Origin of the sequence: Streptomyces sp. NPDC021012, from assembly GCF_044333355.1 — a bacterium.
In the GTDB taxonomy this organism is placed as follows: Bacteria; Actinomycetota; Actinomycetes; order Streptomycetales; family Streptomycetaceae; genus Streptomyces.
Window position 1 is genome coordinate 599,052 of the sequence record NZ_JBIRQU010000002.1, and the last position, 18,844, is coordinate 617,895.

The 18,844-nt window shown below is 72.9% G+C and carries 21 protein-coding genes; 5 read left to right on the forward strand and 16 right to left on the reverse strand.

What is annotated here, in order from left to right; all coding sequences use genetic code 11:
- Nucleotides 1-28 precede the first annotated feature (28 nt).
- The 6 genes from ACH4TP_RS08065 to hsaA (ACH4TP_RS08090) form a co-directional block, all read right to left on the reverse strand.
- Nucleotides 29-898 (reverse strand): MaoC/PaaZ C-terminal domain-containing protein, encoded by an 870-nt coding sequence (locus ACH4TP_RS08065; RefSeq protein WP_398436458.1) that lies wholly within the window; start codon nucleotides 896-898, stop codon nucleotides 29-31.
- Complete coding sequence (locus tag ACH4TP_RS08070) at nucleotides 898-1,386, reverse strand: flavin reductase family protein (protein WP_398179252.1); 489 nt, start codon at nucleotides 1,384-1,386, stop codon at nucleotides 898-900. The genes ACH4TP_RS08065 and ACH4TP_RS08070 overlap by 1 nt, the downstream gene beginning before the upstream one ends.
- On the reverse strand, nucleotides 1,374-2,282 hold the full coding sequence (locus ACH4TP_RS08075) for a VOC family protein (protein ID WP_389224796.1): 909 nt from the start codon (nucleotides 2,280-2,282) through the stop codon (nucleotides 1,374-1,376). The genes ACH4TP_RS08070 and ACH4TP_RS08075 overlap by 13 nt, the downstream gene beginning before the upstream one ends.
- A 26-nt stretch (nucleotides 2,283-2,308) precedes the next feature.
- Nucleotides 2,309-3,178 carry a 4,5:9,10-diseco-3-hydroxy-5,9,17-trioxoandrosta-1(10),2-diene-4-oate hydrolase gene (hsaD, locus tag ACH4TP_RS08080; RefSeq protein ID WP_389224795.1) on the reverse strand — a complete coding sequence of 290 codons (870 nt, stop codon included), beginning with the start codon at nucleotides 3,176-3,178 and terminating at the stop codon, nucleotides 2,309-2,311.
- A 12-nt stretch (nucleotides 3,179-3,190) separates the two neighbouring features.
- Nucleotides 3,191-4,357: a 3-hydroxy-9,10-secoandrosta-1,3,5(10)-triene-9,17-dione monooxygenase oxygenase subunit gene (hsaA, locus tag ACH4TP_RS08085; protein ID WP_398179248.1), complete on the reverse strand. Its 1,167-nt coding sequence runs from the start codon at nucleotides 4,355-4,357 to the stop codon at nucleotides 3,191-3,193.
- A gap of 117 nt (nucleotides 4,358-4,474) precedes the next feature.
- Complete coding sequence (hsaA, locus tag ACH4TP_RS08090) at nucleotides 4,475-5,644, reverse strand: 3-hydroxy-9,10-secoandrosta-1,3,5(10)-triene-9,17-dione monooxygenase oxygenase subunit (RefSeq protein ID WP_398436460.1); 1,170 nt, start codon at nucleotides 5,642-5,644, stop codon at nucleotides 4,475-4,477.
- 182 nt (nucleotides 5,645-5,826) lie between these two features.
- Between hsaA (ACH4TP_RS08090) and ACH4TP_RS08095 the strand changes: the two genes are divergently transcribed.
- Entirely contained in the window at nucleotides 5,827-6,708 is an 882-nt protein-coding gene (locus ACH4TP_RS08095) for an IclR family transcriptional regulator (protein WP_398436462.1), read from the forward strand.
- Here ACH4TP_RS08095 and ACH4TP_RS08100 read toward each other — a convergent pair.
- The 10 genes from ACH4TP_RS08100 to ACH4TP_RS08145 all read right to left on the reverse strand — a co-directional run bounded on the left by ACH4TP_RS08100 (nucleotide 6,692) and on the right by ACH4TP_RS08145 (nucleotide 15,294).
- Nucleotides 6,692-7,138 carry an SRPBCC family protein gene (locus ACH4TP_RS08100; protein ID WP_398436464.1) on the reverse strand — a complete coding sequence of 149 codons (447 nt, stop codon included), beginning with the start codon at nucleotides 7,136-7,138 and terminating at the stop codon, nucleotides 6,692-6,694. The genes ACH4TP_RS08095 and ACH4TP_RS08100 overlap by 17 nt on opposite strands.
- 103 nt (nucleotides 7,139-7,241) lie before the next feature.
- Nucleotides 7,242-8,018, reverse strand: coding sequence for an SDR family oxidoreductase (locus ACH4TP_RS08105; protein WP_389224785.1), 777 nt, complete (start codon nucleotides 8,016-8,018; stop codon nucleotides 7,242-7,244).
- A gap of 22 nt (nucleotides 8,019-8,040) precedes the next feature.
- Entirely contained in the window at nucleotides 8,041-9,087 is a 1,047-nt protein-coding gene (locus ACH4TP_RS08110; RefSeq protein WP_398436465.1) for a 2Fe-2S iron-sulfur cluster-binding protein, read from the reverse strand.
- The gene (locus tag ACH4TP_RS08115) at nucleotides 9,080-9,331 is read right to left on the reverse strand and encodes a hypothetical protein (protein WP_398436467.1); all 252 of its coding nucleotides are present in this window, start codon (nucleotides 9,329-9,331) and stop codon (nucleotides 9,080-9,082) included. Before ACH4TP_RS08115 ends, ACH4TP_RS08110 begins: the two co-directional genes overlap by 8 nt.
- Before the next feature lies 1 nt (nucleotide 9,332).
- Nucleotides 9,333-10,487 carry a Rieske 2Fe-2S domain-containing protein gene (locus ACH4TP_RS08120; RefSeq protein WP_398179233.1) on the reverse strand — a complete coding sequence of 385 codons (1,155 nt, stop codon included), beginning with the start codon at nucleotides 10,485-10,487 and terminating at the stop codon, nucleotides 9,333-9,335.
- Between the two features lie 25 nt (nucleotides 10,488-10,512).
- Complete coding sequence (gene dmpG, locus ACH4TP_RS08125) at nucleotides 10,513-11,535, reverse strand: 4-hydroxy-2-oxovalerate aldolase (protein ID WP_389224778.1); 1,023 nt, start codon at nucleotides 11,533-11,535, stop codon at nucleotides 10,513-10,515.
- A gap of 178 nt (nucleotides 11,536-11,713) precedes the next feature.
- A complete protein-coding gene (locus tag ACH4TP_RS08130) occupies nucleotides 11,714-12,619 on the reverse strand; it encodes an acetaldehyde dehydrogenase (acetylating) (protein WP_389224776.1) in 906 nt (301 codons plus the stop codon).
- A 7-nt stretch (nucleotides 12,620-12,626) separates the two neighbouring features.
- A complete protein-coding gene (locus ACH4TP_RS08135) occupies nucleotides 12,627-13,409 on the reverse strand; it encodes a 2-keto-4-pentenoate hydratase (RefSeq protein ID WP_398436469.1) in 783 nt (260 codons plus the stop codon).
- A gap of 153 nt (nucleotides 13,410-13,562) precedes the next feature.
- On the reverse strand, nucleotides 13,563-14,474 hold the full coding sequence (locus ACH4TP_RS08140; protein WP_389224772.1) for an SDR family oxidoreductase: 912 nt from the start codon (nucleotides 14,472-14,474) through the stop codon (nucleotides 13,563-13,565).
- 43 nt (nucleotides 14,475-14,517) lie between these two features.
- Nucleotides 14,518-15,294 (reverse strand): SDR family oxidoreductase, encoded by a 777-nt coding sequence (locus ACH4TP_RS08145; protein WP_398179226.1) that lies wholly within the window; start codon nucleotides 15,292-15,294, stop codon nucleotides 14,518-14,520.
- Between the two features lie 78 nt (nucleotides 15,295-15,372).
- On the opposite strand from ACH4TP_RS08145, the gene ACH4TP_RS08150 reads away from it, so the two are divergent.
- From ACH4TP_RS08150 to ACH4TP_RS08165, 4 genes are read left to right on the forward strand one after another with little or no spacing between them, the layout of a single operon-like run.
- Complete coding sequence (locus ACH4TP_RS08150) at nucleotides 15,373-16,146, forward strand: enoyl-CoA hydratase family protein (RefSeq protein WP_398436472.1); 774 nt, start codon at nucleotides 15,373-15,375, stop codon at nucleotides 16,144-16,146.
- Nucleotides 16,147-16,160: 14 nt separating this feature from the next.
- Nucleotides 16,161-17,009 (forward strand): CoA transferase subunit A, encoded by an 849-nt coding sequence (locus ACH4TP_RS08155; protein ID WP_398180740.1) that lies wholly within the window; start codon nucleotides 16,161-16,163, stop codon nucleotides 17,007-17,009.
- Nucleotides 17,006-17,773 (forward strand): CoA-transferase subunit beta, encoded by a 768-nt coding sequence (locus ACH4TP_RS08160; RefSeq protein ID WP_398179220.1) that lies wholly within the window; start codon nucleotides 17,006-17,008, stop codon nucleotides 17,771-17,773. Before ACH4TP_RS08155 ends, ACH4TP_RS08160 begins: the two co-directional genes overlap by 4 nt.
- Nucleotides 17,770-18,834: an NAD(P)H-dependent flavin oxidoreductase gene (locus ACH4TP_RS08165; protein WP_389224764.1), complete on the forward strand. Its 1,065-nt coding sequence runs from the start codon at nucleotides 17,770-17,772 to the stop codon at nucleotides 18,832-18,834. Before ACH4TP_RS08160 ends, ACH4TP_RS08165 begins: the two co-directional genes overlap by 4 nt.
- The last annotated feature ends 10 nt before the right edge of the window (nucleotides 18,835-18,844 follow it).

Consider the following 18,844-nt stretch of genomic DNA (forward strand, 5'->3'; position numbering starts at 1 on the left):
CATCGCGCGCGGTGATCCGCGCGTCGGTTCAACGGACGCTGATCCGCGCGTCGGTGAGGACCGGCGCGTCCTCGCGGTCCGCCGCCGTGGCCGTCAGGCGGTAGCCGTCGGAGGTGTCCCAGACGCGCAGCCGCAGGGTCTCGCCGGGGAAGAAGACCCCGGCGAAGCGGGTGCGGCAGGAGGCGACGGCGTTCGCGTCGCCGCCGAGGAGGCGGTCGGTGACCGCCTTGACCGCCATCCCGAAGGAGCAGAGCCCGTGCAGGATGGGGCGGTCGTGGCCGGCACGGCGGGCGGTGGCGGGGTCGGCGTGCAGCGGGTTCCAGTCCCCGGTGAGCCGGTAGAGCAGGGCCTGCTGACGGAGCGTGGGGATCTCGGTCACCAGATCGGGGGCGCGGTCGGGCGCGGGGAGGCGTTCGGAGGGGCCGCGGTCGCCGCCGAAGCCTCCCTCGCCGTGCGCGAAGATCTGGTTGCGCTGGGTGAGGAGGGGCTCGCCGTCCTCGCCGAGGAGGGTGGACTCCTGGACGATGACGGCGGCCTTGCCCTTGTCGTACACGGCCGTGGCCCGGGTGACCGCGGTGGCGCGGGCGGCGGTGGGCAGCGGGCGGTGCACCTCGATCTCCTGGCCGCCGTGGAGCACCTTCGCCAGGTCGATGTCGACTCCCGGCAGGTCGAAGACCTGGAAGCCGACGCCGCCGGCGCCGCCCGCGACGACGCCGAAGGTGGGCAGGACCTGGAGGCCCCGCTCGTGTCCCTCGTACACGTAGCGCAGTTCGCGCGGGTCGGTCTCGGGAACGCCCGCGCCGAGCGCCAGGTGGTAGAGCCGCACGTCGCGCTCGTCCCACCCGACCTCGGTGCGCACCGGCGGCGCGGAGAGCGCCTTCTCGACGTCGAGGGGCATCAGAACGCGCCCACGGCGTAGCGGCTGCGGAAGAACAGCAGCGGCCGGCCGTCCTCGCCCGCGTCGAGCGCCACCACCTGCGCGGTGACCAGGTAGTGGTCCCCGGCCTCGTACACGGCGTCGAGCTCGCACTCCACGTGGGCGAGGGCCCCGTCGACGCGCACGGTGCCGTGCTCGCCCGCGCTCCAGGGGATCCCGGCGAACTTGTCGGGGCCGCTGCGGCCCAGCGCGGCGCAGGTGGCCTGCTGGTCCTCGGCGAGGATGTTGACGCAGAAGCGGCCCGACCGCTCGATCCTCGGCCAGCTGGTGGAGTTCCTGCCGACGGCCAGCATGACCAGCGGGGGGTCGAGGGAGAGCGAGGCGAAGGACTGGCAGGCGAATCCGACCGGTTCCAGGGTGTCGGCGTCGAGCGTCGCCACCACCGTGATGCCGCTGGCGAAGCGGCCCAGGACGTCCCGGAACTCGGACGGCGGGATCAGCCGTTCCACCGGTGGCCCCAGAAGCTGTCGGCGGTGATCTCCTTCGCGACCCAGGTGGCGGGGTCGACGACGAGGCCGTCCCAGCCGTACTCGACCTGGAAGCCGCCGGGGGCCTGGGCGTAGAAGGAGACCATGCGGTCGTTGGTGTGGCGGCCGAGGCTGGAGGCGATGGGGATGCCCGCCTCCTGCATGCGGTCGAGGCCGCGGCCCACGTCGTCGAGGGTCTCCAGCTCCACCATGAAGTGCACGATGCCGGGGGGCAGGGCGCCGGGGTAGAGGCCGAGGCTGTGGTGGCGGCGGTTGGGGCTGAGGAAGTGCATCCAGTGGAAGTCCCGCTGCTCGGTGGCGGTCGGGACGGCCTGCGGGGGCAGCTTCATCGAGTCGCGCAGCTGGAAGCCGAGCAGGTTCTCGTAGAAGTCGAGCGCGGCCTCGATGTCCGGCACCGGGAGGACGACGTGGCCGAGGCCCAACTCCTCCCCTGCGGGGGTCCCGGTGACGAAGCGGTTGCCATACGGGGTGCCGAGCGCGGTGTGGTCCTGGGCCTGGCCCCAGTAGATCTCCAGGGGGTTGCCGCCGGGGTCCGTGACGTGGATCAGGCCCTGGACGCGGCGCTCGGCGAGTTCGGCGGGGTCGGCGGCCTTGACGGCGACGCCGGCCGCCTCCAGCTCCTCGGCGGCGCGGGCGAGCGCGGCGGCGTTCGCCACCTCCCAGCCGGCCGCGAGGAGCCGGTCGCTCTCGCCGGCCTGGATGACGATGCGGTGGGCGCGGTCGTCCAGGCGGAGGCAGAGGGTGTCCTCGGTGGTGCCGGTCGCCTCCACCATGCCGAGGACGTCGAGCGCGTAACGCCGCCACTCGTCCAGGGTGGTGGTCTCCAGGCGCAGGTAGCCGAGAGCACGGATGTCCATGGTGTGCACCTCTTCTGTGAAGGTTCTCAGTGGGAGAAGAAGTCGACGGCGAGGCGGTTGAACTCGTCGGCCCGCTCGGTCTGGGCCCAGTGGCCGCAGTGCGGGAAGACGTGCAGGCGCGCGTCGGGGATGGTCTTGAGGGCGACGAAGGCGCCGTCGAGGGGGTTCACGCGGTCCTCGCGGCCCCAGGTGAGCAGCACCGGCTGGGTGATCCGGTGGGCCTCGCGCCAGAGCATCGTGTCCCGGGCCCAGGCGGGGTTCGCGAAGGAGGCACCCATGCGGGCGCTGCCGAGCCGGGTGTCGGGGTCGGTGGCGGAGGCGAAGCGTTCCTCGACGAGTTCGTCGGTGACGATCGACTGGTCGTGGGCCATGACCCCGAGGAAGGCGCGCATCTGCTCCCGGGTGGGCTCGGGCGAGGCGTTGAACTCGAAGAGCCGCTTGATGCCCTCGGTCGGGTCGGGGGCGAAGAGGTTCACGGAGACCCCGCCGGGGCCCATCAGGAGGAGCTTGCCGACCTTGTCCGGGTGGTTCAGGGCGATGCGGACGGAGGTGCCGCCGCCGAGGGAGTTGCCGATGAAGTGCGCCCGTTCGATGCCGAGTTCGTCCATGAGGGCGGCGACGGCGTCCGCGCTGTAGCTGAAGTAGTCCTTGTCGAGCTCCGGCTTGTCGGAGCGGCCGAAGCAGGGCTGGTCGACAAGGAGCGTGCGGAAGTGCTCGGCGAACACGGGGAGGTTGCGGCCGAAGTTGCTCCAGCCGGAGGCTCCGGGGCCGCCGCCGTGGAGCATGATGACGACGGGGGCCTCGGACGGCCCGTCGGGTGCGGCCTCGTGGTAGTGGAGGGTGAGGCCGGCCGCCTTGGCGGTGCGGGAGGTCGACGCGTGGGTGAGCTCTGCCATCGTCTCCGCCTCTCAGGCCATGGTGTCTTGGATGTCGATGCCGAGCGCGCTCTGCCCGTACATGACGAGGGCCCGCTCGGGGTCGTTGGCGGCGTGGCCGCGACCGGTGTGGGCGTCGCGCCAGGCGCGCTGGACGGGGCCGGGGCCGGTGCGCATGGCGCTGCCGCCGGAGTTCTCCATCAGCAGGTCGACGGCCGCGACCGAGCGTTCGGTGGCGAGGACCTGGTCGCGGCGGGTGCGGGTGCGCAGCTCCATCGGGATCTCCTCGCCGCGCTCGGCGAGGGCGTACATCTCGCCGATGTTGCGGGTCAGTTGCAGCCAGCTCGCGTCGATGTCGCTGGCGGCGCGGGCGATCCGGACCTGCGCGAAGGGGTCCTCGGCGACCTTCTGCCCGTACGAGACGCGGAACCGCTTCCGGGTGGCCTCGGCGTACGAGTCGAAGGCGCCCTCGGCGATGCCGACGATCGGGGTGGAGATGGTGGTGGTGAACACGCCGGCGTACGGCAGCCGGTAGAGCGGCTCGGGGTTGGTCTCGTGGCCGGGCACGCTCAGGGCGGTGACGGGGCCGAAGCTCAGGGCGCGGTGCTCGGGGACGAAGACGTCCTCGACGACGACGTCGTTGCTGCCGGTGCCGCGCAGGCCGACGGTGTCCCAGACGTCGTCGATCCGGTAGTCGGACCGGGGGATCAGGAAGGTGCGCATGTCGACCGGGTTGCCCTCGCCGTCGGTGACGAGGCAGCCGAGGAGCGCCCAGCGGGCGTGGTCGCAGCCGGAGGAGAAGTGCCAGCGGCCGGAGAGCCGGAAGCCGCCGCCGGTGGCGGTGGCCTTGCCGGTGGGGGCGTACGAGGAGGCGATGCGGGTCTTGGGGTCCTGGCCCCACACCTCCTGCTGGGCGCGGGGGTCGAAGAGGGCGACGTGCCAGGGGTGGACGCCGACCACGGAGGCGACCCAGCCGGTCGATCCGCAGGCCTTGGCGATCTCCTTGACCGCCGAGTAGAAGACCACCGGGTCGGCCGCGCGGCCGCCGAAGGCCTTGGGCTGGAGCAGCTGGAAGAAGCCGGTGTCCTCCAGTTCCTTGACGGAGGTGTCGGGCACGCGGCGCAGCGCCTCCGCCTCGGCCGCGCGGTCGCGCAGGGCGGGGGCGAGGTCACGGATCGCTGCCAGGACGTCATCGGCCATGGGGCATCCCCTTTCGGGTCGTGGTGGGGGAATGCCAGGACCGTACGGCGTGCCGTACGGCAGCGAAATGCGCTGCTCCCACTGAGCGGGAACCCGCCCGGGGAAGGGCTCTCGGGGTCAGAGCATGGGGTCGTGGACGTCCATGCCGAGGGCGTCCTGGGCGTAGAGGACGAGCGCCCGGTCCACGTCGTTGGCGGCCTGGCCGCGGCCGGTGTGCAGGTCGCGCCAGGCGCGCTGGAGGACGTCGTCGCCGACGTGGAGCGGTCCGCGGCCGGCGTTCTCCATGAGCAGGTCGACGGCGGTGAGGGCGCGTTCGGTGGCGAGGGCCTGGTCGCGGCGGGCGCGGGCGCGCAGCTCCATGGGGATGTCCGCGCCGTCGCGCGCGAGGGCGTACAGCTCGGCCATGTTGCGGGCGAGCTGCAGCCTGGCGGCGTCGATCTCGCCGGCGGCGCGGGCGATGCGGACCTGGGCGAAGGGGTCCTCGGCGGCCCGGCGGCCGTGCGGGGCCCCGAGGCGCTCGCGGGCGGCGGCGACCTGGTCCTCGTGGGCGCCTTCGGCGATGCCGACCATCGCGGTGGAGATGGCGGTGGTGAAGACGGCCGCGTACGGCAGCCGGTACAGCGGTTCGGGGTGGATCTCGTGGCCGGGGCAGCGCAGCACGGTCACCGGGCCGTAGCCGAGCGCCCGGTGGGCGGGGACGAAGGCGTCCTCGACGACGACGTCGTTGCTGCCGCTGCCGCGCAGGCCGACCGTGTCCCACACGTCGTCGACGCGGTAATCGGCGCGCGGCACCAGGAAGGTCAGCATGTCGACCGGGCGGCCCTCGTGGTCGTCGACGACGCCGCCGAGGAGCGCCCAGCGGGCGTGGTCGGAGCCCGCGGAGAAGTGCCAGCGGCCGGAGAGCCGGTATCCGCCGTCGACGACGGCGACCTTCCCGGTGGGGGCGTGGGAGGAGCAGATCCGGGTGGAGCGGTCCGCGCCCCAGACCTCCTCCTGCGCCCGCGGGTCGAACTGGGCCACGTACCAGGGGTGGACGCCGAGGACCGAGGCCGCCCAGCCGGTCGAGCCGCACGCCTTGGCGATCTCGTGCACGGCGGCGTAGAAGACGGCCGGGTCGGCGGCGAGTCCGCCGTACGCCCGGGGCCGGAGCAGCTGGAAGAAGCCGGTGTCCTCCAGTTCCTCGACGGAGGCGTCGGGCACCCGGCGCAGCGCCTCCGCCTGGGCCGCGCGCTCCCGCAGGGCGGGGGCGAGGGCGCGGACCGCCGTGAGGACGTCCTCGTCGCGCATGGGTGCCCCTCTCGGAATCCGGTCTCGTCCTGCCGTGACGACAGGGAACCTACGCGTTACTGTTCCGAGACGGAACTCCCTCTTCCCAGCTCCCGTCATCCTCTGGCAATCTCCACGCAATACCGGAGATTACGGACCCAGCCAGGGGTCGATCGGCTGTGCTGTCCGTGTGGGAGGTGCCGATGACGACCAGTGCTGTCGAGGCTGTCGAGGCCGGGATGGCGCCGCTGTCCCTGCTGGAGAAGGCTGCGAAGGTGTTGAGCGCCTTCGAGAGCGCGGGGCCCCGGCTCACCCTCACCGAGGTCGTGCAGCGCTCGGGCATCCGCCGCTCCTCCGCGCACCGCATCCTGGACCAGCTGGTGCAGCTGCGCTGGTTGGAGCGCGAGGGCCGCGACTACCGGCTGGGCATGGGCATGTTGGAGCTCGGGGCCATGGCCTCGCACCACAACCGGCTCCGCCGGGCCGCCCTGCCCCATCTGCACGCGCTGCACGAGTCCACCGGCCATCTGGTGCACCTGACCGTGCTCGACGGCTCCGAGGTGGTCTATCTGGAGCGGATCGGCGGCTCGGACGATTCCGTCGTGCCCTCGCGCATGGGCGGCCGGCAGCCGGCGTACTGCACGGCCTCGGGCAAGGCGATCCTGGCCTTCGGCGACGCGGGGCCGGTGGAGCGGGTGATCCGGGACGGGCTGCGGCCGCGCACCCCGCGCACCCTGACCCGCCCCGAGTCCTTCCGCCGTGAGCTGGCGATGACGCGGGAGCGCGGCGTGGCCTTCGACCACGAGGAGGGGTACCGGGGGGTCTTCTGCGTGGCGGCCCCGCTGCGCGGGGCCGGCCGGGCGATCGCGGCGGTCTCGGTGAGCGGCCACGGTGTCCACCGGGAGATGGAGCGGCTCGCCCCGGCCGTGCGCGGCTGCGCGCGGTCGGTGTGGCAGTCGATGTTCGGGCCGGGCCGTCAGTCGGAGAAGCGGGACCGGTCGGCCGGCGGCGGGCCCTCCTCGGGGCTCGCGCAGCCCTCGATGGACAACATGATGGCCTGGCTGCGGTTCAGCGACTGGATGTGAAGCGCGCCCGCAGGGCCGCGAGACCGGTGCCGTAGGTGCCGTCCCCGAAGACCGCCTCCACCCGGGGGACGACGTCGTCCGCGCTCAGGTAGGCGGCGGACCAGCGGACCTCGGCACCGTCGGGGTGCGGACGCACGGCGAGCGTCGCCACGTAGTCGCGGACCGGGAGCACGACGGGGTCGAGGAGGGTGTAGCGGTACGAGCGGCCGGCCGGGTCGCGGTCGAGCAGGCGCTCCCTGGCGACGGGCACGCCGTCGACGGCGAAGACCCGGACGGCGCCGGGGACGGCGGGGTCGCCGCCGTCCTCCAGGGTGGACGGCGGCACCTGGGGGTGCCAGTCGGCGAGGGCGCCGAAGTCTCCGACGACCGCCCACACGGCGTCGGGGGTGGCCGGGAGGACGGCGGAGCGTTCGAGCGTACGGGGGTCCACGGGGGTCTCCTCGGTAGGGGTACGGGATGCAAGGCGAGGCAGGAGTAGGGGCACCCGTGCGGGTGCCCCTACGGGTCTTGCCCTGGTGTCCTCGTTCAGGTCGTCACCAGGTGCGGTCGCCGCGCAGGACCGCGTCCGCGCCCCCGTCGGCGAAGACGACCTGCCCGGTCACCAGGGCGTTCTCGGGCGAGGCCAGCCACGCGATGAGCGGGGCGATCTGCTCGGGGCGGGCGTGGCCGTGCAGGGGCATGGGCACGCTCCGCTCGACGAGTCCCCGCATCTCCGGGTCGTCGAGCAGGGGCCGGGTCAGGGGTGTGACGACCACGCCGGGGGCCACGGCGTTGAGCGGGACGCCCGCGCCGGCCCACGCGTCGGTGGGGGCGGCGCGGCGGACCCAGCGGGAGACCGACGCCTTCGACGAGGAGTAGACGAGGTGTCCCTCGCCGCGGTCGACGGCCGCCCTGGAGGCGGCCACCGCCGCCGTCTCGTCCCCGGCGAGCGCGGCGTCCACGATCGCGGGGTCCGTCGGGTGGACGGAGTCGACGGAGCCCACGACCACGGCCCGCGGGTCGGTGCCGGCCGCGAGGAGCGGGCGCAGGCCTTCGAGCGTGGCCACGGCCCCGAAGTGGTTGACCTTGATCGTGAGCGGGTCGAAACGGGCGACGCCCGCGCACGAGACGACGGCGTCGAGACGGCCGCCGGTCAGCTCGCGGGCCCGGGCGACGAGTGCGGCCCGGCCTTCGGGCGTGGACAGGTCGGCGCGGATGTCGCCTTCGGTGAGGTCGGCGGCGATGACGGTGTGGCCCCGCTTCCGCAGCAGGGTCGTGGTGGCCTCGCCGATGCCGGAGGCGGCTCCGGTGACCAGGCAGGTTCGGGACATGGCGGTCTCCTCGTCGGAAGCGTCAGGAGTAGGTGATCTCGATCCGGTCGCCGAGCGGGAGGGCCTGGCAGGCCAGGACGTATCCCTCGGCGATGTCCTGGTCGTCCAGGACCTCGTTGCGGAGCATCTTGACCTCGCCCGCCACGACCCGGCAGGTGCAGGCGCTGCATGCGCCTTCCCGGCAGGAGTACGGGGCGTCCACGCCCGCGGCCAGGAGCACGTCGAGCAGCGGCGCCGTCGACGGCCAGGCGACCGTGCGGGTCTCGCCGTCGAGTTCGACCTCGGCCGTGGCCCCGCCCTCCCCCGCCGCGTCCACCGGCACCGCCGGGGCGTCGAAGACGTCCGTGCCCAACGAGAAGAACCGTTCCCGGTGGATGCGGTCGCCGGAGGCGCCGAGCGTCCGCAGGGCCTGTTCGACGGCGTCCATGAGCGGCTGCGGGCCGCAGACGAAGGCCTCGCGGTCGGCGTACGGCGCGAGCGAGGCGGCCAGCGGTTCCACGACGGGCAGGCCCTGGAGCGACTCCAGCCAGTGGATCACGAGCAGCCGGTCCGGGTGGTCCTCGGTCAGCTCCCTCAGCTCGTCGCGGAAGATGACCGAGGACTCGTCGCGGTTGGCGTACAGCAGCACGACCCGCCCCCGGCCCCCGACCAGGACCGATTTGGCGATCGACAGGACGGGGGTGATGCCGCTCCCCCCGGCGACGAGCAGCAGGTCGCCGTCGAGGGAGTCGGGGGTGAAGGTGCCGGCCGGGGGCAGCACCTCCAGTTCGTCCCCGGCCGCGAGCCGGTCGCAGACCCAGTTGGAGCCGTGCCCTCCGGCGACCCGCTTGACGGTGATCTTCAGGGGCTCGCCGGTGTGGGGCGAGCTGGCGAGGGAGTAGCAGCGGGCGGCCGGACTCCCGTCCGCTCCGGGCAGTTTCAGGGTGAGGAACTGCCCGGGGCGGTACGCGAAGCGGTCCGCGCTCTCCGGTGGCGCCTGGAGCACCAGGGAGTGCGCGTCGGCCGTCTCGGCGATGACCTCGACGACGCGCAGCCGGTGGGTGCGGGAGCCGGTCGTGGGCTCAGGCATCGAGGGCCTCCGGGGGCTCCAGGGTGCTCACCGTCAGACTGCCGTCCTCGACCGCGCGGTCGATGCTCGCCCGCAGGGCCCGGCAGGTCCGCATCCGCGCGGTGGTCCCGCCGGGGGTCACCCGGTCGCGGAACTCCGCGCAGGCGACGGCAGCGTCGGCCGTCCACTGCACGGAGGTGTGGGCGACGCTGAACTTCTCGCACAGGACCTGGTTGCCACAGGCCGCGCACTCCACCGCTCGCATGTCAGGCTCCGGTTTCCGTCTCCGCCGCGCGGCGCGCGAGGTTCTCCTCGACCTCGGCGCGCCACGCGGCGTTGGCGCGCTGGGTGTCGATCTCGAACTCGAAGCGGCGGGTCATCTCGTCCTTGACGTCGGCGACGTCGACGTAGAACTGCTCGTACCAGCGCCGCAGTTGGTAGACGGGTCCGTCCTCCTCGGTGAGCAGGGGGTTGTCGATCCGGGTCTTGTTCCTCCAGATCTCGACGTCCTGCTCGAAGCCGACGGTGGCGCCCTCGGCGGTGAGCCGTGCGGCCTCGGCGGCCTGTTCGTCCGTCATCCCGGGGAGCCGCTTCACGATCGCCCCGTACTGGAGCAGGAAGCTGTTCTCGTCGATCGGGTAGTGGCAGTTGATGAGGACGATCTCCATCTCCGCGCCGCCGCCGACGTCGCTGTAGAGGTGGTCGATCATGTAGGAGGGGCCGAAGTAGGAGGCGTCGGAGCGCAGGCGGCCGGAGCTGAGGGTGCCCAGTTCCATGTCGCCGCGGGGGCTGCTCTCCATGTACTGGGTGGCGACGTGCCCGTCGAAGACGTTCTTGAAGTACTCGGGGAACGCGTAGTGGACGTAGTAGAAGTGCGCCATGTCCACGACGTTGTCGACGATCTCGCGGCAGTTGGCGCCCTCGACGCGGAGGGTCTTCCAGGTCCAGTCGCTCCACTGGTCGGCTTCGGGGCCGTGGACGCCGGCGATCTCGGGGACGGTGACCTCGGGGGGCGGCGGGTTGCCCTCGGGGTCGTTCCAGACGAAGAGCTGCTTGTTCCGCTCCAGGGAGGTCCAGGCGCGGGTCCTGGCGCGGGGCGGGACGCGGCGGGCGTACGGGATGCCGGCGCAGCGTCCGTCGCCCGACCAGCGCCAGTCGTGGAAGGGGCAGGCGACGGCGTCGCCCTTGACGGTGCCCTGGGCGAGGTTGCCGCCCATGTGGGGACAGTAGGCGTTCAGGACGTGCAGCTGTCCGTCGTCCTGCCCCTGGAAGACCACCAGCTTGGTGCCGAAGGCCTCGATCTCGTGCGGCTGTCCGTCCTTGAAGCCGTCGGCGAGGCCGAGGCAGTGCCAGCCGCGGGCGAAGCGCGCGGGCGGCCTGCCGGTGTCGATGATTCTGACCTCGTCGTTGAGAGCAGTCATCTCGTCCCTCCTGGTTTCCGTGGGTTCAGTTCTGTGCGGCGAGTTCGACGGCGATGTCGATGAGCTGGTCCTCCTGGCCGCCCACGAGGCGGCGTTCACCGGCGCGCAGGAGGATCTCGGCGCCGGAGACCCCGTAGCGCTCGGCCTGCCGGTAGGCGTGCTTGAGGAAGCTGGAGTAGACGCCGGCGTGGCCCATGAGCAGGGCGAGGCGGTCGAGCTTGCACTCCTCGTCCATGACGGGGCGGACGACGTCCTCGGCCGCGTCGATGATCTTCAGGACGTCGATGCCGGTGCGGATGCCCATCTTGGCGCAGACGGCGACGAGGGCCTCGACGGCGGTGTTGCCCGCGCCGGCGCCGAGCCGGCGGGTGGAGCCGTCGATCTGGAGGGCTCCGGCCTTGACGGCGGCGATGGAGTTGCCGGTGCCGAGGGCCAGGTTCTCGTGGCCGTGGAAGCCGACCTGGGCGTCGCCGCCGAGTTCGGCGACCAGGGCCTCGACCCGGTCGGTGACGTCGTCCATGACCATGGCGCCGGCGGAGTCGACCACGTACACGCACTGGCAGCCCGCGTCGGCCATGACGCGGCCCTGCCGGGCCAGCTTCTCGGGGGTGGTGGAGTGGGCCATCATCAGGAAGCCGACGGTCTCCAGGCCCCTCTCGCGGGCGAGTCCGAAGTGCTGGTCGGCGATGTCGGCCTCGGTGCAGTGGGTGGCGATGCGGCAGATGTCCGCGCCGTTGCCGTGGGCGGCCCGGATGTCGTCCTTGACGCCGAGCCCGGGAAGCATGAGGAAGGCGATCCGCGCCTGCCGCGCGGTGTCGACGGCGACCTTGATGAGTTCCTGCTCAGGGGTCTTGGAGAAGCCGTAGTTGAAGGAGGATCCGCCGAGTCCGTCGCCGTGCGTCACCTCGATGACCGGGACGCCGGCGTCGTCGAGGGCGGCGACGACCGACCGTACGTCCTCGGCGGTGAACTGGTGGCGCTTGGCGTGCGAGCCGTCGCGCAGCGAGGAGTCGGTGATCCGGATGTCGAGGGTGTCCGAGTAGGGCATGGGGGTGCTCCTTGCGCTAGGGGGTGCCTTGTCGATCAGGCCGGATCGGGGAGCGGCGGCCGGTGCCGGCATCGCAAGGCGGAGGAGGGAGACAAGGGCGGAGCCATGGCGACCGACGACGACGCGGCGAGGCGCGGTGCCGGCCGCCGCGAGCCCGGCCTGATCGGCAAGGTGCCCCCTAGGGGGCGAGGATCGCCTTGGCGAACTCCTCGCCGACCTTGGTGGCGGCGGCCGTCATGATGTCGAGGTTTCCGGCGTAGGGCGGCAGGTAGTCGCCGGCGCCCTCCACCTCCAGGAAGATCGCGACGCGGGCCGTCCCGCCGTTCGAAGGGCTCGGGTCGTCGAACTGCGGCTCGGCGCGCAGCCGGTAGCCGGGGACGTACGTGGCGACCTGCTCGGCGATCTCCTTGACGGAGAGGGCGATGGCGTCCCGGTCGGCGTCCTCGGGGACGGCGCAGAAGACGGTGTCGCGCATGATGACGGGCGGCTCGGCCGGGTTGAGGATGATGATGGCCTTGCCGCGCTCGGCGCCGCCGATGGTCTCGATGCCGCGCGAGGTGGTGCGGGTGAACTCGTCGATGTTCGCGCGGGTTCCGGGGCCGGCCGAGACGGAGGCCACGGAGGCGACGATCTCGGCGTACGCGACGGGGACGACGCGGGAGACCGCGTACACCATGGGGATGGTGGCCTGTCCGCCGCAGGTGATCATGTTGACGTTGGGCTTGTCGAGGTGCTCGCGGAGGTTGGCGGGCGGTACGACGGCGGGCCCGACGGCCGCGGGCGTGAGGTCGACCGCCTTGATGCCGAGTTCGGCGTAGCGGGGGGCGTTGGCCCGGTGGACGTAGGCGCTGGTGGCCTCGAAGACGATGTCGGGCTTCTCGTCCTGGGCGAGGAGCCGGTCGACGCCCTCGTGGCTGGCCTCCAGGCCGGCGCGGGCGGCGCGGGCGAGGCCCTCGCTGGCGGGGTCGACGCCGATCATCCAGCGGGGTTCGACGTGCTCGGAGCGGAGGAGCTTGTACAGCAGGTCGGTGCCGATGTTGCCGGAGCCGACGATGGCGGCGGTCGCCTTTGTCTTGATGGTCATGATCACCTCAGATGAACGAGAGGGAGACGGAGCCGAGGCCGCCGAACTCGGCGGTGAAGGTCGCCCCGGCCGTCACGTCGACGGCCCGGGTGCACGAGCCGGGCAGCACCACGTGCCCCTTCTTCAGGGGCACGCCGAAGCGGGCGACGGTACGGGCCAGCCAGGCGACGGAGACGGCCGGATCGCCGAGCACGGCGTCGCTGCGCCCCTCGGCGAGGAGCTCGCCGCCGCTGCTCAGCCGGGCGTCGATGGCCCCGAGGTCGAGCTCGCGGGGGTCCCGCCCCTCCCCGATGACGTATCCGGCGGAGGAGGCGTTGTCCGCGATCGTGTCGGCGATGGTGATCCGCCAGTCGCGGATCCTGCTGTCGATCAGCTCCAGGGCGGGCACGACGCGTTCGGTGGCCGCGAGGACGTCCGCCGGGGTGCAGCCCTCGCCCGGCAGGTCGTCCCCGAGGACGAAGCCGACCTCGACCTCGATGCGGGGGTGGCAGTAGCGGGCGGCGCGGACGGGGAGGTCGGACCTCAGCTCCATCTCCTGGAGCAGATGACCGTAGTCCGGCTCGTCCACGCCCATCATCCGCTGCATGACCGGCGACGACAGGCCGACCTTGTGACCCCGCACCTCCGCCCCGGCCGCGATCCTGTGCCGGATGTTGACGAGCTGGATCTCGTACGCGTCCTCGGTGTCGATCCCCGGAAACGCCTCGGTCAGCGGGGCGATCGGCACGACGTCCTCTTCGGCGCAGCGGAGCAGCTCGGCCGCCTCTTCTCTCTGGCGGTCCGTGAGCATGGCGGGTCCCTCCTGCGGGCGGTTGCGGCTGTCCGGCGAGGCTAGGCCGGTGCCGCCGCGCCCCGTGAGCGCCCGCTCCCGCTGAGCGGGAAACCCGGCCGGGCCCGCCCGCTCAGGGCGCCGTCCGGCCGGGGTGGGGATCGTGCGGCGGCGTCAGCGGGCGCCGTACACCGGCTGCGGGGGCTCGGAGGAGGACAGGAGCTTCAGGGTCGTCTCGCCGGCCTCTGCCGGGGTCCAGCGGGCGCCCTTGTCGGCGGTGGGGCCGGGGCGCCAGCCCTCCATCACGGTGATGCGGCCCGCTTCGGCCTCGAAGACGCGGCCGGTGACGCCGGCGGAGGCGGCGGAGCCGAGCCAGACGACGAGGGGGGAGACGTTCTCGGGGGCCATGGCGTCGAAGGCGGTGCCCGAGGGCGCGGCCATCGTCTCGGCGAAGGTCTGCTCGGTCATGCGGGTGCGGGCGGCGGGGGCGATCGCGTTGACCTGGACGCCGTAGCGGCCCATCTCCGCCGCGGAGACGAGGGTCAGGCCGACGATGCCGGCCTTGGCCGCCGCGTAGTTGCCCTGGCCGACGCTGCCGAGCAGGCCCGCGCCGGAGCTGGTGTTGATGACCCGCGCGATCGGCTCGCGGCCCGCCTTGGACTCCGCCCGCCAGTGCGCGGCGGCGTGCTTGAGGGGCAGGAAGTGGCCCTTGAGGTGGACGCGCATGACGGCGTCCCAGTCGTCCTCGTCGAGGTTGACGAGCATGCGGTCGCGCAGGAAGCCGGCGTTGTTGACGAGGGTGTCGAGGCGGCCGAAGGCGTCGAGGGCCGTGGTGACGAGGGAGGCCGCGCCTTCCGTCGTCGCGATGTCGCCGCCGTGGGCGACCGCCTCGCCGCCCGCCGCGATGATCTCGTCGACGACCTGCTGGGCGGGCCCGGCGCCGCCCCCGGTGCCGTCGAGGCCGACGCCGAGGTCGTTGACGACGACCTTGGCGCCCTCGGCGGCGAAGGCGAGCGCGTGGGCGCGGCCGAGCCCGCGGCCCGCCCCGGTGACGATGACGACGCGTCCGTTGCACAGTCCGGTCATGGTGTGAGCCTTTCGGTGAGGGATCGGGGGAGGGAGAGGGGGTTCAGTGGTTGACCGTGGCCGCGTCCAGGAAGGCCGGGCGCTCCCCGCCTCCGTGCACGAGCAGGCTGGCGCCGGTGATGTACGCGGCCCGGTCGGAGGCGAGGAAGACGCAGGCGTCGCCGATGTCCTCGGGCTCGGCGAGCCGGCCGAGGGGCACGGTGCGGCCGACGGAGGCGACGCCGTCCTCGTCCCCGTAGTGCAGGTGGGAGAGTTCGGTGCGCACCATGCCGGGGACGAGCGTGTTGACGCGTACCCGCGGTGCCCATTCGACGGCCATGGAGCGGGCGAGGTTGTCCAGACCCGCCTTGGCGGCCCCGTAGGCGGCGCTGCCCGGTGAGGGGCGGGTGCCGCTGACGCTGCCGATCATGATGATCGAGCCGCCGCCGGGCTGATGGCGCATCACCTCGTACGCGGCGAGGGAGGCGGTCAGCGGGGCGACGAGGTTCAGTTCGAGGACGCGTGCCTGCTGCTCGGCGCTCCCCTCGCCGAGCATCCGGAACGGGGTTCCGCCCGCGTTGTTGACCAGGACGTCCAGCCTGCCGTGCTCGTCGCGGACCCCGGCGAAGAAGTCCGCGACGGCGGCCGGGTCGCGCAGGTCGACGGGGTGGAAGCGGGCCGTGCGCCCGCCCGCCCCGACGGGCTTCTCCGGGGCCCGGCGCGCGCAGGTCACGACCTCCGCGCCGGCGTCGAGCAGGGCTCTGGCGATCCCGGCGCCGACGCCCCGCGTGCCGCCGGTGACGACGGCCACCGAACCCGTCAGATCGATGGTGACTGGCAAGGGACACCTCCCGCAGCGCGCGAACCGCTGCTATCTTCCACCTAACAAACGTTTGGTGGAAAGGTAGCTGATCTGCTCATGGGTGTCTCCACCTCCGCCCCGGACAAGGGCATCGCCGTCGTCACCGTCGACTTCCCCCCGGTCAACGCCCTCCCCGTACAGGGCTGGTACGACCTCGCCGCCGCGGTCCGCACCGCCGGAGCCGATCCCGAGGTGCGCTGCGTCGTGCTCACCGCGGAGGGCCGCGGCTTCAACGCCGGCGTCGACATCAAGGAGATCCAGCGCACGGCCGGGCACGACGCCCTCCTGGGCGCCAACCGCGGCTGTTACGAGGCCTTCGCCGCCGTCTACGACTGCGAGGTGCCGGTGATCGCCGCCGTGCACGGCTTCTGCCTCGGCGGCGGCATCGGCCTGGTCGGCAACGCCGACGCGATCGTCGCCTCCGAGGACGCGACCTTCGGCCTGCCCGAGCTGGACCGGGGCGCGCTCGGCGCGGCCACGCACCTGGCCCGGCTCGTCCCGCAGCAGCTGATGCGGGCCCTGTACTACACCTCGCGCACGGTCACCGCCGAGGAGCTGCACCGGCACGGCTCGGTCTGGCGGGTCGTCCCGCGCGAGCGGCTGCTCGACGCGGCGCTCGCACTCGCGCGGGAGATCGCCGCCAAGGACGGACAGCTGATCCGGCTCGCCAAGGCCGCGATCAACGGCATCGACCCGGTGGACGTCCACCGCAGCTACCGCTTCGAGCAGGGCTTCACCTTCGAGGCCAACCTCAGCGGCGTCGCCGACCGGGTCCGCGACGCCTTCGGCAAGGAAGACACCTCCGGCGAGGACAAGGAGCAGCAGTCGTGAGCAGGGACAAGACGATGACCGCCGAGGAGGTCGTGGGCCGCCTCCGCAGCGGGATGACCATCGGCATCGGCGGCTGGGGCTCGCGGCGCAAGCCGATGGCGCTGGTCCGGGCGCTGCTGCGCTCCGACCTCACCGATCTGACCGTGGTCTCGTACGGCGGCCCGGACGTCGGGCTGCTCGCCGCGGCCGGGAAGATCCGCAAGCTGGTCGCGGCCTTCGCCACCCTCGACTCCATACCGCTGGAGCCGCACTTCGGCGCGGCCCGGCAGCGCGGTGACTTCGAACTGGTGGAGCTGGACGAGGCGATGGTCATGTGGGGCCTGACCGCTGCCGTGCACCGGCTGCCGTTCATGCCCATCCGGGCCGGGCTCGCCTCGGACGTGATGACCGTCAACCCCTCGCTGCGGACGGTCACGTCCCCGTACGACGACCGCGAGGAGCTCGTCGCCGTGCCCGCCCTGCACCTGGACGCCGCGCTCGTCCACCTCAACCGCGCCGACGCGCAGGGCAACGGCCAGTACCTGGGCCCCGACCCGTACTTCGACGACCTGTTCTGCGAGGCCGCGGACGCCGCGTACGTCTCCTGCGAGCGGATCGTGGAGACCTCGGAGCTGCTCAAGGACGCGGGGCCGCAGTCGCTGCTGCTCAAGCGCGCGTTCGTCGACGGAGTCGTCGAGACCCCGAACGGCGCGCACTTCACCTCCTGCGCCCCCGACTACGACCGGGACGAGGCCTTCCAGCGCGCCTACGTCAAGGCGGCCAAGGACCCGGAGGCCTGGCGGGAGTTCACCGCCCGGTTCCTGTCCGGCGACGAGGACGCCTACCAGGCCGCGGTCGCGGCCTTCCAGAAGGAGGAAGCGTGAGCGGCACCCTGACGAACGCGACGCGGGCCGAGTACTGCGTCGTCGCCTGCGCCGAGGCGTGGCGGGACGCGGGCGAGGTCCTGGCCAGCCCCATGGGCACCGTCCCGATGATCGGCGCCCGCCTCGCGAAGCTCACCTTCTCCCCCGACCTGCTGCTGACCGACGGGGAGGCGCTCCTCGTCGCCGACGTGCCGGCGGTCGGCGCGGCGCCCCGGGTGGTGGAGGGCTGGCTGCCGTACCGGCAGCACCTGGCCCTGGTCTCCACCGGGCGCCGGCACGTGATGATGGGCGCGAGCCAGCTCGACCGGTACGGCAACCAGAACATCAGCTGCATCGGCGACTGGGCGCGGCCGAAGCGCCAGCTCCTCGGCGTGCGCGGCGCACCGGTCAACACCCTGAACAACCCGACCAGTTACTGGGTCCCCAAGCACTCGACGCGCGTCTTCGTCGAGCGGGTCGACATGGTCTCCGGCGTCGGCTACGACCGGGCGGCCGCCGCCGGCCCCTCCGCGACCCGCTTCCACCGGCTCCCGGACGTCATCAGCGACCTCGGCGTCTTCGACTTCGAGACCCCGGACCGCACCATGCGGCTGCGCTCGCTGCACCCCGGCGTCACGGTCGAGGAGGTCCTGGCGGCCACCGGCTTCGCGCTGACCGTGCCCGACGAGGTGCCGTACACCCGCGAGCCCACCGCCGAGGAACTCCGGCTGATCCGCGAGGAGATCGACCCGAAGGGGCTGCGCGACCGGGAGGTCCCCTCATGAGCGACGCCACCCTCGCGACGCCGCTCACCGAACTCGTCGGGGTGCGCCACCCCGTCGTGCAGACCGGCATGGGATGGGTGGCCGGTCCCCGCCTGGTCTCGGCCACGGCCGACGCCGGGGCGCTCGGGATCCTCGCCTCGGCGACGATGACCGTCGACCAGCTCCGCTCGGCGGTGCGCGAGGTGAAGTCCCGTACGGACGCGCCGTTCGGCGTGAACCTGCGCGCGGACGCCGGGGACGCGGCCGAGCGCGTGCGGATCATCATCGACGAGGGCGTGAAGGTCGCCTCCTTCGCGCTCGCCCCGTCCCGCGAGCTGATCGCCCGGCTCAAGGACGCGGGGGTCGTCGTCATCCCCTCCATCGGGGCCAGGCGGCATGCCGAGAAGGTCGCGGCCTGGGGCGCCGACGCGGTGATCGTGCAGGGCGGGGAGGGCGGCGGCCACACCGGCAGCGTCGCCACCACCGTCCTGCTCCCGCAGGTCGTGGACGCCGTGGACATCCCGGTCGTCGCGGCCGGCGGCTTCCACGACGGACGCGGCCTGGTCGCGGCCCTGGCCTACGGCGCCGCCGGAATCGCCATGGGCACCCGCTTCCTGCTCACCTCCGACAGCACCGTCCCCGACGCGGTCAAGGCCCGCTACCTCGAAGCGGCGGTCACGGACGTCACCGTCACCACGAAGGTGGACGGACTGCCGCACCGGATGCTGCGCACGGAGCTCGTCGACGCGCTGGAGCGCTCGGGCCGGACCTCCTCGCTCCTTCGCGCGGTCCGGCACGCGGCGGCCTTCCGGCGCGAGTCCGGCATGAGCTGGCCGCAGATGGTCCGGGACGGCCTGGCCATGAAGCACGGCAAGGACCTGACCTGGAGCCAGATCCTGCTGGCGGCCAACACCCCGATGCTGCTCAAGGCGTCCATGGTCGACGGCCGCACCGATCTGGGCGTGATGGCCTCCGGGCAGGTCGCGGGCCTGATCGACGACCTGCCGTCCTGCGCCGAACTGGTCGACCGCCTCATGGCCGAGGCACGGGCCGCGCTCCGCGCCCTGCCCGCCGTGGACTGACCCTTCACAC